A 13,549-nucleotide genomic window follows, 5' to 3' on the forward strand; every position below is an offset into this window, starting at 1 on the left:
ATGAGATTGAACCCGGCAGATGAAACCTTTGCCCAAAGCATTCACGCCGCTTTGGATGGTGATGTTCTGCGACCTGTGTCTGAACGGTATGTCGAGGAACCACGCCGCCGGTTTCACGGTCAGGCCGGGCTTTTGGCGCTGCCGCGCTCTGTTCAGGACGTCTCGACTCTGGTCCGGTTGGCATCGGAGGCGTCTGTACCGGTCGTCCCATATGGTGGCGGTACAGGGCTAGTCGGAGGTCAGATCATACCGGACGGTCCGGCGCCGCTCGTTATTTCGCTGGAGCGGATGTCGGCCATCCGCGCCATCTACCCTTCCGAAAACCTGATGATTGCCGAGGCGGGTGCGGTCCTGGCAGATGTCCAGTTGGCCGCGCAAGAGGAGAACCGGGTTTTTCCGCTGTCGCTGGCAGCACAGGGATCTTGCAGGATCGGCGGGAACCTTGCGACCAATGCAGGCGGAGTCAATGTGCTGCGCTATGGAAACGCGCGTGATCTGTGCCTAGGCCTGGAAGCCGTTTTGCCAAACGGTGAGATTTGGAATGGCCTAAGCCGTCTGCGGAAAGATAACACCGGCTACGACCTGCGCAATCTGCTGATCGGGGCCGAGGGAACGCTGGGGATTATCACGGCCGCGTCGCTCAAGCTGTTTCCACGTCCGGAAGCCACCGGAACCGCGATGGTGCAGGTGGCCTCACCCGAAGCGGCTATTGATCTGCTGGCCTTGGCCCGTGACCAGATAGGCGACAGCGTCAGCGCGTTTGAGTTGATCCACCGCCAGGGTTTGCTATTCCTGTCCGAGGTTTTGCCCGACATACGCCAGCCTTTCGCCGCGCATCCTGAATGGTCTGTTTTGATCGAGATTGGGTTGTCCGCCGGGCAGTCGCCAATGGATGCGCTTGAAACGCTCTATGAAGAGGCGGATGCGCGAAATCTGGTAATGGATGCGGTGATCGCGCAGAGTGAAGCGCAGCGCATGGACCTGTGGTCCGTTCGCGAACATATCCCCGAGGCCAACAGGTTGATCGGGTCAGTGTCCAGCCACGATATCTCGGTCCCGATCTCTTTGATACCGGAGTTCATTCGCAGGGGCGCGGGTGTGATCGAAAAGATTGGTCGCTTTCGCATCAACTGTTTTGGGCATCTGGGCGACGGAAACCTGCATTACAACGTGTTTCCACCACCGGGAAGTGACCGTTCCGAATTTGACGGGGTGCGGATGGAAATCAAACGCGCTGTCCATGACCTTGTGCACGCGTTCGGAGGGTCCGTGAGTGCGGAACATGGCGTAGGACGTCTGAAAGTGGACGATCTGGAAAGATACGGGGATCCGGTCAAGCTGGACGCGATGCGGGCCATCAAAGCGGCGCTTGATCCGAAGGGGATCATGAATCCCGGTGCGGTCCTGAAAGCGTAAGCGCGGCCCGGAATTACCCGGACCGCTAAATGGTAATTACGAGTCGGGCAGAATGACCTTGTCGATCACATGGATCACGCCGTTCGACGTTTCGATATCCGCCTGAACGACCGACGCGTCATTGATCATCACGCCGTTGTCCAGGTCGATCGTCACCTCTCCGCCCTGTACGGTGGCGGCCTTCATGTCGTCCGACAGATCCCCTGACATGACTTTGCCGGGAACCACGTGGTAGGTGAGGATGGCAACCAACTGGTCTTTGTTCTCGGGTTTGAGCAGGGTTTCGACCGTGCCCTCGGGCAGAGCTGCGAAAGCTTCGTCTGTTGGGGCAAATACTGTGAACGGACCTTCGCCCTTCAGCGTATCCACGAGTTCAGCCGCCTGTACCGCCGCGACCAGTGTTTCAAAGCTGCCGGCCCCGACTGCGGTGTCGACAATGTCTTTCGAGTGGCCATCCGCGAACGCGGTTGAAGAAACGAACAGGCTTGCTGCGCCGGCGATTGCGAGTTTGCGAAACATGATAGACTTTCCCTTGTTGGCATGCCTTCAGCGGCATCAACGGGGGTACGGGGGATCCACGAAACAGGATCATTGAATATGTCTATCGCGTCGGGTTGATCTTGTGCAGGCAGGCGCTAAGCCAGCCGGACCTGGAATTTCCACTCACGATTTTGTGATCGACAGGCCGTCAAAGCCCTTCGAATTCGCAAAGAACGTGCACATCCATGCCCATTTCTTCCAGCACTTTGCGACCACCCAATTCGGGAAGGTCGATGATGAACGAGCAGGACACGATCTCGCCCCCCAACCGCTCGATCAGTTTGATACCGGCCGCGGCGGTTCCGCCGGTTGCCAGAAGATCGTCGACAACCAGGATCTTTTCGCCGGGCTGGATGGCATCATCGTGGATTTCGACAATCGCCTCGCCGTATTCCAGCTTATAGTCCTGGCTGATTGTGGTTCCCGGCAGCTTGCCCTTTTTGCGGATCGGTACAAAGCCTACGCTGAGTTGGTGCGCGATTGCCCCACCCAGAATGAAGCCGCGCGCCTCAAGCCCGACAACCTTGTCGATCTGTTCGCCTGCATAGGGGTGCAGCATCTGGTCAATGGCCATGCGGAACCCGCGAGGGTCAGCGAACAACGTCGTGACATCCCGGAACATGATCCCTTCATGCGGGAAATCAACGATTGTTCGGATGTAATCCTTGACCGACTTGTTTCTGGACATGCCCAACCCCTTTGGCGTGAAAACACGCTGGGCTGTTTCGCCCATTGGCATCGGTCATGCAAGAAAAGATTGCCGTCGCCTTACTTGCGGTGCTTCGAAACCGAGTTTGGCAAGCCGTAATAACGATACAATGCGGCAGGCAGCCACGAGAGGTGAGGTTTGCGCCAGTTACGCTGATCTCGCAACAGAAATGCCTGAGCTGCGTGAAGGTTCATTGCCATAATCCTATTTTATTGTTAGGTGCTCGATAACTACATCCTCTATGCTATGTATATACAATGCATTGCTCAGAGAATCAAGGGTTTGATGGGGGTAAGGCGCGTGGGAAAGAAAGACGGCAAAGGTTCTACCAAGAAAAACAGTCAGTTGGTCTTGCGTCTGGATAAGGATGAACGCGACGCTTTTGTCGAGTTGTGCAAGGAATTGGACACGTCGGCCGCACGGGAAATCCGACGGTTCATTCGCGGTTTCATGAAAGAAAATGCCAGCGACTGACGGGTCAGGCCGGGCGGCGCAAGACCGCAGTTGCTACACCCATACCGATCAGGGTCAATCCGCCGAAACGTGTGAGTGCGGTGATCACGCCCGCGCGCCCGATCGTAACGCGCAACCGATCGGCCAGCAGCGCATAGGCCAGTGCATTCAGCCAGGCCAAGCCCACAAAGGTCGCGATCAGAATAGCAAACTGAGGTCCCAAAGGCTCGGACGGGCGCAGAAACTGCGGCACGAAGGCAATAAAGAATGCGATGGATTTGGGGTTCAGGGCGGTGACGGCGGCGGCATGACCGAACACGCTGCGCGCTGTGACATCCTTTCCGGATTCCACGGTTTCCAGTCCGCCGGATGGGGCGCTGCGCAGCAGTTTGATGCCCAGCCAGACAAGATAGGCCGCACCAACCCATTTCAGCACAGAAAACAACGTAGCTGACGCCAGAACCAGTGCGCCCAGCCCAAGCAATGAGGCCGTCATTGCCACAAGATCCCCCAGCGCCACACCTGTGGCTGATGCGACGGCGACGCTGCGGCCCTTGGACAGGGCGTAGCTGAGAACCAGCAGAACAGTCGGGCCGGGGATCAGCAACAGGGCCGTTGATGCGGCGACAAACGCCAGCCATAGCTCTAGCGACATGGAGGTTCCTTTCGGGACAGTCGTCACACCAAGCCTTGCCCAAGCGCGAAGGTCAAGCCCTGCGAGGGTCGGTGACTCGGCGCATCAGTGCTTCAAGCGGGCCGCGTTTTAGTTTCCGCAGCCACATCACCGCAAAACCCGAAGACACGGCGCAAAATCCAAGCGCATAAATTACGATTTGCGGCGCGGAAAACGAGCCGTCCAACAGCCCGGTTTCCTCCAGAATGCCCATCCCAATCAGGATATGCGCCATATAGAGCGTCAGGCTCATCCGTCCGGGCGCGGTCAGGGCAGGGGCGAGATCGGATCTGTCAATCCATGGCCAGAGCTTCAGCATCAGCCCGATCACCATGCAGGCCGTGCCACTTCCTGCGAGGATGTAAAATGGGCCCGGTGGAATCGACTCGGTCCCCAGATAGGCTGCCAGTTCGGGGTCAGACACTAGCATCTGAGGGAACGCGGCCAGTACCGTCGCGCCAAATCCCCACATGATCAGACGATGTTGAACGCAGATTGTGTTCAGCCTTGACCGACCAATTGCCATTCCGATCAACAGGAAAGCGGCCATGGAAGAACGGGGTGCCAGCCGTTGAACGCTGCGTTGCGCAGGAAACCCGGTACGGTCCAAAGGTCTGGATAGGTCAGCGTGGCCCAGTCCCAACCGCGGTCGTAGTCGAAGACGAGGTTGGCCACGATTGCCAGTCCGACGACAGCAAACGCGCCTGCCCAGAGGCCGCGCGTTGTTGAGGTTAGAAACGCAGCGCCGACCACGAAATACAGCGCGTAGAAATGCAGGATATCGGCATCGAACACGGTCATGTTGATCAGGCCCAGCACAAACAGAAACGCTGCGCGCCGCAGCAGGATCGAAGCCGGAACGCTGGACAGGCCCACGCCGATCCCGGCCAGAATGACGAACAGCGCAGCCGCGCGTCCTTCCAGCGCATCGACAAAGGCGGTTGCCCAGCCATTGCCGGGCGCAACCTGCGCGGCGATACGGAAATTCACCAAAACCATGCCGCAAAATGCCAGAAAGCGAGCGGCGTCCAATGCCTCAAGTCGTTTCATATCTGTCCTTGCTTCAACTGCCCCTACCTGCTGCACCTTTGTGGCGCAACTGGGGCCGTGGTCAGTAAACAAATCGGGAGGTCAAGCGCATGGTTTCAATGGTTTGACGGCGAATTGGCGGGGTGTCTGGCGCATCGGCAACAGTCTAAAGATTGCATTAAGCTGCGCGCCGGAACCTTGAAACGCGCGCCAGGTTCCCCAGACTTAGAACATCCGGCACATAACCGGGAGGAGAGCAATGACAGATACGCATACTGAAACCGCACCTGTGTTCAAGCGCGAGGGTAAGTCCGCAAGAATCAAAAGCGTTCTGATCTTGGCGGCCGTCCTAGGTGCGGCCGCTTACGCTGGCATTGTTGGGTATATGTACCTCAACCAGCAATCTCTGCTGTTCAAGCCGGACGGAGACCTGCCAGAGCCCCGCGCAGTGGGTTTGGCCGATGTTAATGTGGTCTCACTCCCGATGGCAGACGGCGCTGTCCTGACAGCGTGGAGCGCGCCTGCGGCAACAGAAGGCGCACCGACGGTCCTGTTTTTTCATGGCCAGACCGGAAATCTGGGGGACCGCGCGGATCGCATGCGCGAAATTCTCAATAGCGGCTTTGGTTTGCTCGCCCCCAGCTATCGCGGCTATCCCGGCAGCGAGGGCGAGCCGTCCGAACCAGCGCTGATAGCGGACGCGATCCAGATATACGATAAATTGGTGGGCGAAGGCGCGGAAATCGTGCTGCATGGCCAAAGCCTTGGCACGGGCGTCGCCGCAGCCGTGGCAGAGCAGCGTCCAACCGCGCAACTCTTGGTGCTGGAGGCACCATATACCGCCACCGTCGACGTGGCCGCAGAACGGTATCCGTTCCTTCCGGTTTCTCTTTTGATGAAAGATCAGTTCGCGACCCGAGACTTAATCGACCGCGTTACCGTGCCCACTCTAATCTTTCACGGAACCGAAGATGAAACGGTCCCGTTTCATCACGGTCAGGCATTGGCTGACATGGCAGGCGACACCGCGCAGCTTCACGTTATCCCGGACGGCACCCATAACGACCTGTGGTCCCACGGGCTGTGGGATGAAGTTCAGCAAACACTGGCGCAATAAGGGTCAGAGAACGCGCCCGGCAACCGCATCCAGCTTGGCAAGTAAGGCCGGGTCGCGTTTGTCAGGCGCAGTCAGGATGGCGTATTCGAGCGCCCGGTCACATCCGTGCGGGCAGGGTGCGCGCTGGGCCCCCAGCAGGTTCGGCAGACCCTTGACCAAGGCGCGGCCTTTCTCGGCATTGCCTGTCAGCGTTGCGATAATTGACGTCACGTCGACTTCACCATGGTCGGGGTGCCAACTGTCATAGTCGGTGACCATCGCGATAGAGGCATAGCAAAGCTCGGCCTCGCGCGCGAGTTTGGCTTCGGGCATGTTGGTCATGCCGATCACATCGCAGCCCCATTGTTCGCGATACATCCGGGATTCTGCCAGGGTCGAGAATTGCGGCCCTTCCATGGCAAGATAAGTACCGCCGCGATGGATATTGATACCGGCGGCTTTGCCCGCCGTTTCACACGCATCCGACAGGCGCGGGCAAGTCGGGTGGGCAACACTGACATGGGCGACGCATCCGGTGCCAAAAAAGCTCTTGTCGCGCGCAAAGGTCCGGTCAATGAACTGATCGACGATCACAAAATCACCCGGTGCCATATGTTCTCGGAACGACCCGCATGCAGAAACCGAGATCACGTCCGTCACCCCCAGACGTTTCAGCGCGTCGATATTGGCGCGATAGGGCACATCGGTTGGCGAATGAACATGGCCACGTCCATGGCGGGGCAGAAACGCCATACCCACGCCATCCAGTGTGCCGGTCAGGATTTGATCCGAAGGCTCACCCCAGGGGGTCTCAACAGTGACCCATTCGGCGTTCTCCAACCCGTCGATGTCGTAGATGCCTGATCCGCCAATGACTGCAATCTTGGTTTGGGTCACGTGAATTCTCCGGTTGAGGTGGCTGCATTTGGATTTGTGGGCCGTGTCGTCCTGATTGACAAGGGGGAATGCCTAATGCTGTGACGTCAACAGGTTACGGGCTTGCGCCTGGTGTTGAAAATCCTGCCAAGCAGCATCGAATTCTTGCAGTGGCCAGGTCAGGTCCTGCGCCTGCCCGTGCCGGTCGCGAAAAACAAAACGATATGCATCGCCCTCCAGCATCGCCTGAATGATCTCATCTGCGCGCGGCCCTTTGAACGTGCAGCCAAGCCCGGTTAGGCAGCCCGGCCTGCGCGTGCGCCAAGCGACGTCCTGCTCTCGATCAATGCGAAAGCCCGAAGGCGAAAACAGCGTACCCGGTTCAATACCAAACTCGATTTCCACGCCGTCGGGGGCCGGGGTGATGAAAATGTACTGCGCCCCGAATTTGGGTCGATAGGAAAAGACCTCGGCCCGTCGGATGTAGCAGCGCTGTTTCAGGGCACCGTATTCCTCGCGCTCATCGCAGATCGAATTCCAAACGCCATGGGATTCGTAATGCGTCACTCGCCAGTTGCTGGCGGTGTCGTTGCCCTGCAGATCTTGTGCAAGCACAGTGACCGGGGCCAGTAGGAAAAGGATCAACCATCGCATGCCGCATAGGTGCGTGCCGCGGTCTAACTGTTCAATTCACGACTTTGCGAGATACCTGATATGCGCCTGGCGCATATCAGCCTCCCGCCTGGCGCGGTGGCTTTGGGGGGCAATGCCGGGTAGAAGACCCCTTTCGCGCGAACAGATCAGACCGACAGGACCATCCGATGCCCCGAGCTATGCTGGCAAGCTTTGCCTCCCGAATTGCCAAACCCGATTTGCGTTGGGTGCCGGATGAGGGGCTGACGGCCTCGCGCTTGCGGATCGAGCTGTTGTCGGGCCTGACTGTGGCGCTTGCGCTGGTTCCCGAAGCGGTGGCATTCGCCTTCGTCGCCGGTGTGCACCCGCTGGTGGGGCTTTACGCGGCCTTTATGGTGGGCTTGATCACGGCGCTGATCGGTGGTCGCCCCGGTATGATTTCAGGTGCGACGGGTGCTCTGGCCGTGGTGATGGTGGCGCTGGTGGCCGAGCATGGGGTGGAATACCTGTTCGCGACGGTGGTCCTGATGGGCATTCTTCAGGTGATCGCCGGGGCAATGCACTGGGGCCGGTTTATTCGACTGGTCCCGCACCCGGTCATGCTGGGCTTTGTGAATGGTCTGGCAATCGTCATCTTTCTGGCGCAGTTGGGCCAGTTCAAGGTGCCCGGTACAATGGAAAACACCGGCCATGGCGTTGGTGGCGGAGAGTGGCTCTCGGGTCTGCAACTCTATACCATGTTGGGGCTTGTGGCGCTGACCATGGCGGTGATCTGGATCATGCCACGCATTACCCGCGTCGTTCCCGCGCCTTTGGCGGGGATCGTTGTGGTGGCCGCGCTGGTGATCGGTTTTGGTCTGAATGTTCCGCGCGTAGGCGATCTTGCCTCGATCGAAGGTGGTCTGCCGCCCTTCCATATCCCGATGGTTCCGCTGAACTGGGAAACATTTGAAATCATTCTGCCCTATGCTGTCATTCTGGCGGCTATTGGTCTGATCGAATCTCTGCTGACCCTGAACCTTGTCGGTGAAATAACCGGAAAACGCGGGGGCGCATCGCAGGAGTGTATCGCTCAGGGCGTCGCGAACGTCGCCACCGGTTTTTTTGGCGGCATGGGCGGCTGCGCGATGATTGGTCAGTCGATGATCAACGTGAAATCCGGCGGTCGCACGCGCATTGCCGGTATCGCTGCGGCTTTGTTCCTATTGGTCTTCATCCTGTTCGCCTCACCCCTGATTGAGCAGATCCCGCTTGCCGCGCTGGTCGGTGTGATGTTCATGGTTGTGATCGGTACCTTCGCGTGGAACTCGTTCAATATCATGCGCAAGGTGCCCTTGATGGACGCATTCGTCATCGTCCTGGTCACCGTTGTGACGGTTATGGAGGACCTGGCAGTGGCCGTGGTCGTTGGTGTCATTGTTTCGGCTTTGGCTTACGCGTGGAACAATGCGAAGCGTATTCATGCCATCACCCGGGAATCCGCAACTGAAAAAGGCGCGAAGGTCTATGAGATTCAAGGCCCGCTTTTCTTTGGGTCGTCCGAGGGCTTTGTCGAATTGTTTGACGTGCCAAATGATCCCGAAACAGTAATCGTGGATTTTGCCGAAAGCCGGGTCGTTGACCAGTCTGCATTGCAGGCGATTGAAAACATCGCAGCCAAATACGAGGCGGCGGGCAAGCGCGTTATGCTGCGCCACCTCAGCCGCGACTGTCACAAATTGCTGAACAAAGCGGGCCACCTGATGGTCGATAGCGACGATGACCCGGATTACGAAATCGCGGTGGACTATTCGGTTCGTACGGGGATTCTGGGCGGCCACTGAGTTTTTTGCGAGGCTCTGCCTCGCGCTCCGGGATATTTGGGGCCAGATGAAGAACGGATCCCCCGCTTCATCTGGCTAAAAATATCCCGGGGGAGTCGCCCTGCACGGGCGGCGGGGGCAGAGCCCCCTCTGTGCGCGCTTAGTCATCCGGTCGATTCAACGAGAATAGGTCGGTGACCACCGAATAGTCCCGATATCCTAGCCGGGCCAGAGGTTGGAAAGTCGTGACATCAAACAGTCCGTCTTTCAGACAATCGTCGCGCAGGTGGATGCCGGTAACTTCTCCGAACACAACGCGATTAGCTTCGCCGGGGAGTTGCACGATTTGGGTGAGCTTGCATTCCAGTGCCGCAGGCGCGTCCGCAACACGGGCGCAGGGGATCGTTTCGCACTCTATCGGTGTAAGTCCTGCGTGCTCGAATTCGTCAACGTGTTTCGCGAGCCCGGCTGAACTGGCGTTCATTGCGTCTTTGTGTGCATGGGCAACTACATTGACGCAGAAGAACCCCGTCGCCTCGATATTCGCGACGCTGTCTTTTCCACCATCCTGATCCTGTTTTGTACCCGTTGTTGCGAACATCACCTGCGGGGGCGTGTAGGCGACTCCGTTAAAGAACGAATAGGGAGCAAGGTTGTTTATCCCGTCGACATCCCGTGAAGAAATCCACCCGATGGGGCGGGGGGTGATGATTGCATTGAAGGGGTTGTGAGGCAGGCCGTGGCCGTCTTCGGGGCGATAGAACATATGGTCTCCAAGCATTTGCCCAAGGCGTAACGAAGTGTTAGGCCAAATTCCAGCAAGGAAAAGAGGGCAGGCGTGCAGCAATTCGGGATCAGGCCGGAAGAGCCGGACGATTGGTGGGAGGTCGAGGCACTATATGACCTGTGTTTTGCGCCCGGCCGCGAGGCGCTGTCGTCCTATCGCCTGCGCGATGATGTCCCGCCGGTGTCGGGACTGTCTTTGGTGGCACGTGACGCGCAGGGTATTCTGGCAGGAGCGATCCGGTTTTGGCCCGTGCATGTGGGAAGTCACGACGCGTTGCTGTTAGGGCCGGTCGCAGTTCACCCAACCCATCAGGGTGAGGGGCTTGGTGGTTTCCTGATCCACGAGGGGTTGCAGGCCGGGCGCGACAAGGGCTGGCAGCGGGTAATGTTGGTCGGAGATGCCCCCTATTATGCGCGCTTCGGCTTCTCGCGCCTGAATGGGGTGGAGATGCCGCCTCCTACCAACCCTGACCGCGTTTTGGGCGCGGAATTGGAGCCGGGTGTTTGGCGTGGTGTGACCGGTCCAGTTACACGTTGGACGCGGTGAGCTATTGAATTTGCAAAGGTAAATTCCAATGTTTTTAGGGCAGGAGGAAACGTATGCAGGACGTGGTTCTTGTCGAAAAACTGGATGCCGAAGCTGAACTTGACCGCTTGGCCAGCCACTATCGGTCTGCCGGAGGGCCAGGTATCAAGTTGCTGAACAGCCTCGGAGGTTCGGCTGAATCCTTGTTGGAGCAATTGCCGGATTCCGTCAGGCAAGGTTTGACGGGGGCAACCGAGCAGGCGCTTTGGATGGCCATGCATGCGGCAGAAAGCTCTCGCCGGGCCGTGCCGGATCAGCGGCCCTGGGTCAATACGGCCCTGACAACGGTGATGGGTGCGGCCGGAGGAATTGGCGGCGTCTCAACCGCGTTGATGGAGTTGCCTGCGACGACCACCATGTTGTTGCGTGCCATTCAGGGGGCCGCCGCGCAAGAGGGGTTCAACCCTTCTGAGGACGGAGTGAAATTTGACTGTGTCCGCGTATTGTCTGCTGCTGGTCCGTTATCCTTTGACGATGGCGCGGATCTTGGGTTTTTCTCGGTGCGGCTGACCCTGACGGGGCCTGCGATGCAGCGGTTGATCGCTGCCGTTGCACCGAAACTGTCCGTTGTCTTGGGGCAGAAGCTGGCCGCGCAGTCTGTCCCTGTTCTGGGGGCGATTGCGGGCGGAGGGACAAATTTTGTCTACACCCGGTATTACCAACAGATCGCGCGCGTGCATTTTGGCTTGCGGCGGTTGGCGCTGGATGCCGATATTCCGCATGATGATCTGATCCGCAGGCTGGCAGCCCGCATGTAAATGTTCCTAAGTCCTTGGAATGAAACGCTTCATGTGGTAGCGTTCGCACCAAGCCCTACTAAATAAGCGTCAAAACGCAAAGGGGCTTGCGGAAACGGGGTCAGATGACGGGCGGCAAAGCGTGATCGAGCACAGGCTTTGGAGGCAAAATCTGCAATTTACCGGGCGTGTCCCGGTTAAAAGGCAATCGGCTGCCTTGTGCTATCGCATTCAGGAAAATGGCCCCGAAGTCCTGCTTGTGACAACGCGCAAGTCAGGCCGATGGATCATACCCAAGGGTGGATTGATGGATGGGTTGTCACCGTCCGCCACGGCCTGTCAGGAAGCGTGGGAAGAGGCGGGGGTAATTGGGGATTGTGCGCCCGACGCGATCGGACAATTTTCGTACCACAAAAACCGACCCAAGAAAGGGCCGGTGTTATGCGTGGTAGACGTATTTCCACTTTCGGTCCGTACGACGAAGTTGCTCTATCCAGAATGTCATGAACGTCAGCGCGCGTGGCTTTTACCGCAAAAGGCGGCTGTTCGGGTTCAATCTCTTGATCTCGCCGAGTTGTTACGCAAGGTTGCGCTGTTTGCGCACTGATCGGCGTTCAACGGGCCTTGCTATTGGTTTGCGGGTCAGTATCTATTTGGCAATCGAACTCTGGACGGACCATGATTCAATACGCTTTGAAATGCAGCAAGGGGCACAGCTTTGATAGCTGGTTTCAGTCGGCCTCGGCTTACGACAAGCTGGCTGCTGTTGGTATGGTGACCTGCGCTGTGTGCGGTGATGCGCAGGTTGAGAAGGCGATCATGACCCCACGCGTCCGTTCTGCCCGCAGTGTTGAGGCGCGGTCCGAAACGGCGGTCCAATCAGAAGAAGCCGTGAGTATGGCCAGCCCAACCCCGGATGTTGAGCAGGTATTGAGCGAGTTGCGGCGCAAGGTTGAAGAAAACTCCGACTATGTCGGCAAGGACTTTGCAAGCGAAGCCCGGAAAATGCATCTGGGGGACGCACCAGAGCGGTCGATCTATGGCGAGGCAAAACCGGAAGAGGCCAAAGCCCTGATCGAAGATGGGGTGCCCGTCGCGCCGCTTCCTTTCGTGCCCAGCCGTAAGACGAACTGATCATGCATATCGTAATTACCGGAGCCAATCGCGGGATCGGAAAAACGCTTGCCGACCGGTATCGGGCGCAGGGCCATGACGTGACAGGAACGGCTCGGGATGGCAGCGCCGAGGTCGTGCTGGATGTGACCGACACCGGCCACCATGCAGATATGACTGCGCAATTGCGCGATCAGCCTGTTGATCTTTTGATCTGCAATGCCGGTGTGTATCTGGACAAAACGGAAGGCATTAATGGCTATCCCGCCGAGATGTGGGCTCAGACTTTTGCGGCCAATGTGACCGGTGTTTTCCTGACTGTTCAGTCCCTGCTGCCCAATCTTCGCGCATCGCAGGGCAAAATCGCGATCCTTTCGTCACAAATGGCGTCGCATACGCGCGCGCCGGGCGATAGCTACATCTACCGTGCGTCAAAAGCAGCGGCGCTTAATCTGGGGCGTAACCTGGCCACGGACCTGCGTGGCGACGGGATCGCCGTGGGGATCTACCATCCGGGTTGGGTGCAGACAGATATGGGCGGTGCTGCGGCTGCTATCTCGGTGGATGAGGCCGCGGATGGTCTGGTTGACCGTTTCGCAGCCCTGTCTCTGGATAGTTCGGGGTGTTTTGAGACCCATGACGGCCAGCCTCACGCTTACTAATTGCTCAAAGCGGCTTTGGGGAGCTCGTAGACTTCGCCCGGCTCAACAAAAATGACCATGACATCGCCCCGCGTTTCATAGCTGAGCTTGGCGGTCGAATTGGTCGAATCCGGGATACCATCCGTGAAATAGATGTTGCGCACCTCGCCATTCCCCATGCCTACGGCCAGCGTTGCACCGCCATCATCACGGCGCCTAAGCTCGGCGTTGCAGCTGCGCAGGGTGTCGCCCGCGACGGTCGCGCAAGGGATGGTGCCCAAAGAGTTCTTGCCGTCCGTTCCGGCCAGCGTGGTTTCCTGTGCCAGAGCGGGCGTTGAAAGGACAGCTAAAGCGAGGATTAAACGTGGCATGGAGAACCTCTTGAGAAATCTGATGCTGGCAGGCTGACACCCCCGTGATCCGATGTAAAGCGATCCAACGCAAGGACCTAAACGGTTT

Annotated in this window: 19 protein-coding genes; 9 read left to right on the top strand and 10 right to left on the bottom strand. The window is 58.3% G+C overall.

The window, feature by feature from the left end; translation table 11 throughout:
- Complete coding sequence (locus ACR0MS_RS00845) at positions 1-1,416, top strand: FAD-binding oxidoreductase (protein WP_480567931.1); 1,416 nt, start codon at positions 1-3, stop codon at positions 1,414-1,416.
- 36 nt (positions 1,417-1,452) lie between these two features.
- Here ACR0MS_RS00845 and ACR0MS_RS00850 read toward each other — a convergent pair whose 3' ends face one another.
- The 3 genes from ACR0MS_RS00850 to ACR0MS_RS00860 all read right to left on the bottom strand — a co-directional run bounded on the left by ACR0MS_RS00850 (position 1,453) and on the right by ACR0MS_RS00860 (position 2,859).
- Positions 1,453-1,935 (bottom strand): fasciclin domain-containing protein, encoded by a 483-nt coding sequence (locus ACR0MS_RS00850; RefSeq protein WP_480567933.1) that lies wholly within the window; start codon positions 1,933-1,935, stop codon positions 1,453-1,455.
- 169 nt (positions 1,936-2,104) lie between these two features.
- Positions 2,105-2,644, bottom strand: coding sequence for an adenine phosphoribosyltransferase (locus ACR0MS_RS00855; RefSeq protein WP_480567935.1), 540 nt, complete (start codon positions 2,642-2,644; stop codon positions 2,105-2,107).
- Positions 2,645-2,724: 80 nt separating this feature from the next.
- Positions 2,725-2,859, bottom strand: coding sequence for a hypothetical protein (locus ACR0MS_RS00860; protein ID WP_480567937.1), 135 nt, complete (start codon positions 2,857-2,859; stop codon positions 2,725-2,727).
- A 106-nt stretch (positions 2,860-2,965) separates the two neighbouring features.
- Here ACR0MS_RS00860 and ACR0MS_RS00865 point away from each other — a divergent pair, with 106 nt between their 5' ends.
- Positions 2,966-3,139 carry a hypothetical protein gene (locus tag ACR0MS_RS00865; RefSeq protein ID WP_219635839.1) on the top strand — a complete coding sequence of 58 codons (174 nt, stop codon included), beginning with the start codon at positions 2,966-2,968 and terminating at the stop codon, positions 3,137-3,139.
- A 4-nt stretch (positions 3,140-3,143) separates the two neighbouring features.
- Here ACR0MS_RS00865 and ACR0MS_RS00870 read toward each other — a convergent pair whose 3' ends face one another.
- Genes ACR0MS_RS00870 through ACR0MS_RS00880 form a run of 3 tightly spaced genes read right to left on the bottom strand, consistent with a single transcriptional unit; the run spans position 3,144 to position 4,841 of the window.
- Positions 3,144-3,773 carry a LysE family translocator gene (locus tag ACR0MS_RS00870; RefSeq protein ID WP_480567939.1) on the bottom strand — a complete coding sequence of 210 codons (630 nt, stop codon included), beginning with the start codon at positions 3,771-3,773 and terminating at the stop codon, positions 3,144-3,146.
- Between the two features lie 52 nt (positions 3,774-3,825).
- The gene (locus tag ACR0MS_RS00875; RefSeq protein ID WP_480567941.1) at positions 3,826-4,341 is read right to left on the bottom strand and encodes a DUF418 domain-containing protein; all 516 of its coding nucleotides are present in this window, start codon (positions 4,339-4,341) and stop codon (positions 3,826-3,828) included.
- The gene (locus tag ACR0MS_RS00880) at positions 4,323-4,841 is read right to left on the bottom strand and encodes a heparan-alpha-glucosaminide N-acetyltransferase domain-containing protein (protein WP_480567943.1); all 519 of its coding nucleotides are present in this window, start codon (positions 4,839-4,841) and stop codon (positions 4,323-4,325) included. Before ACR0MS_RS00880 ends, ACR0MS_RS00875 begins: the two co-directional genes overlap by 19 nt.
- Before the next feature lie 238 nt (positions 4,842-5,079).
- On the opposite strand from ACR0MS_RS00880, the gene ACR0MS_RS00885 reads away from it, so the two are divergent.
- Complete coding sequence (locus tag ACR0MS_RS00885; protein WP_480567945.1) at positions 5,080-5,937, top strand: alpha/beta hydrolase; 858 nt, start codon at positions 5,080-5,082, stop codon at positions 5,935-5,937.
- A 3-nt stretch (positions 5,938-5,940) separates the two neighbouring features.
- Here the strand turns inward: ACR0MS_RS00885 and ACR0MS_RS00890 are convergent, their stop codons facing one another.
- Both ACR0MS_RS00890 and ACR0MS_RS00895 read right to left on the bottom strand, forming a co-directional pair.
- Entirely contained in the window at positions 5,941-6,813 is an 873-nt protein-coding gene (locus ACR0MS_RS00890; protein WP_480567947.1) for an S-methyl-5'-thioadenosine phosphorylase, read from the bottom strand.
- Between the two features lie 72 nt (positions 6,814-6,885).
- A complete protein-coding gene (locus ACR0MS_RS00895) occupies positions 6,886-7,446 on the bottom strand; it encodes a hypothetical protein (RefSeq protein ID WP_480567949.1) in 561 nt (186 codons plus the stop codon).
- A gap of 167 nt (positions 7,447-7,613) precedes the next feature.
- Here ACR0MS_RS00895 and ACR0MS_RS00900 point away from each other — a divergent pair, with 167 nt between their 5' ends.
- Positions 7,614-9,248: a SulP family inorganic anion transporter gene (locus ACR0MS_RS00900; RefSeq protein WP_480567951.1), complete on the top strand. Its 1,635-nt coding sequence runs from the start codon at positions 7,614-7,616 to the stop codon at positions 9,246-9,248.
- A 139-nt stretch (positions 9,249-9,387) separates the two neighbouring features.
- On the opposite strand, the gene ACR0MS_RS00905 is transcribed toward ACR0MS_RS00900, so the two are convergent.
- Positions 9,388-9,993 (bottom strand): flavin reductase family protein, encoded by a 606-nt coding sequence (locus ACR0MS_RS00905; RefSeq protein ID WP_480567953.1) that lies wholly within the window; start codon positions 9,991-9,993, stop codon positions 9,388-9,390.
- Between the two features lie 72 nt (positions 9,994-10,065).
- On the opposite strand from ACR0MS_RS00905, the gene ACR0MS_RS00910 reads away from it, so the two are divergent.
- The 5 genes from ACR0MS_RS00910 to ACR0MS_RS00930 all read left to right on the top strand — a co-directional run bounded on the left by ACR0MS_RS00910 (position 10,066) and on the right by ACR0MS_RS00930 (position 13,111).
- On the top strand, positions 10,066-10,560 hold the full coding sequence (locus ACR0MS_RS00910) for a GNAT family N-acetyltransferase (protein ID WP_480567955.1): 495 nt from the start codon (positions 10,066-10,068) through the stop codon (positions 10,558-10,560).
- Between the two features lie 53 nt (positions 10,561-10,613).
- On the top strand, positions 10,614-11,357 hold the full coding sequence (locus ACR0MS_RS00915; RefSeq protein WP_480567957.1) for an EcsC family protein: 744 nt from the start codon (positions 10,614-10,616) through the stop codon (positions 11,355-11,357).
- A gap of 121 nt (positions 11,358-11,478) precedes the next feature.
- Positions 11,479-11,943, top strand: a complete 465-nt coding sequence (locus tag ACR0MS_RS00920; RefSeq protein WP_480567959.1) for an NUDIX hydrolase — start codon at positions 11,479-11,481, stop codon at positions 11,941-11,943.
- Between the two features lie 71 nt (positions 11,944-12,014).
- On the top strand, positions 12,015-12,470 hold the full coding sequence (locus ACR0MS_RS00925; protein WP_480567961.1) for a DUF1178 family protein: 456 nt from the start codon (positions 12,015-12,017) through the stop codon (positions 12,468-12,470).
- A 2-nt stretch (positions 12,471-12,472) separates the two neighbouring features.
- Positions 12,473-13,111, top strand: coding sequence for an SDR family NAD(P)-dependent oxidoreductase (locus ACR0MS_RS00930; protein ID WP_480567963.1), 639 nt, complete (start codon positions 12,473-12,475; stop codon positions 13,109-13,111).
- Here the strand turns inward: ACR0MS_RS00930 and ACR0MS_RS00935 are convergent.
- Entirely contained in the window at positions 13,108-13,461 is a 354-nt protein-coding gene (locus ACR0MS_RS00935; protein ID WP_480567965.1) for a hypothetical protein, read from the bottom strand. The two genes, ACR0MS_RS00930 and ACR0MS_RS00935, sit on opposite strands and share 4 nt — an antisense overlap.
- Between the last annotated feature and the right edge of the window lie 88 nt (positions 13,462-13,549).

It is taken from the genome of Ruegeria sp. CJ2 (genome assembly GCF_056536745.1).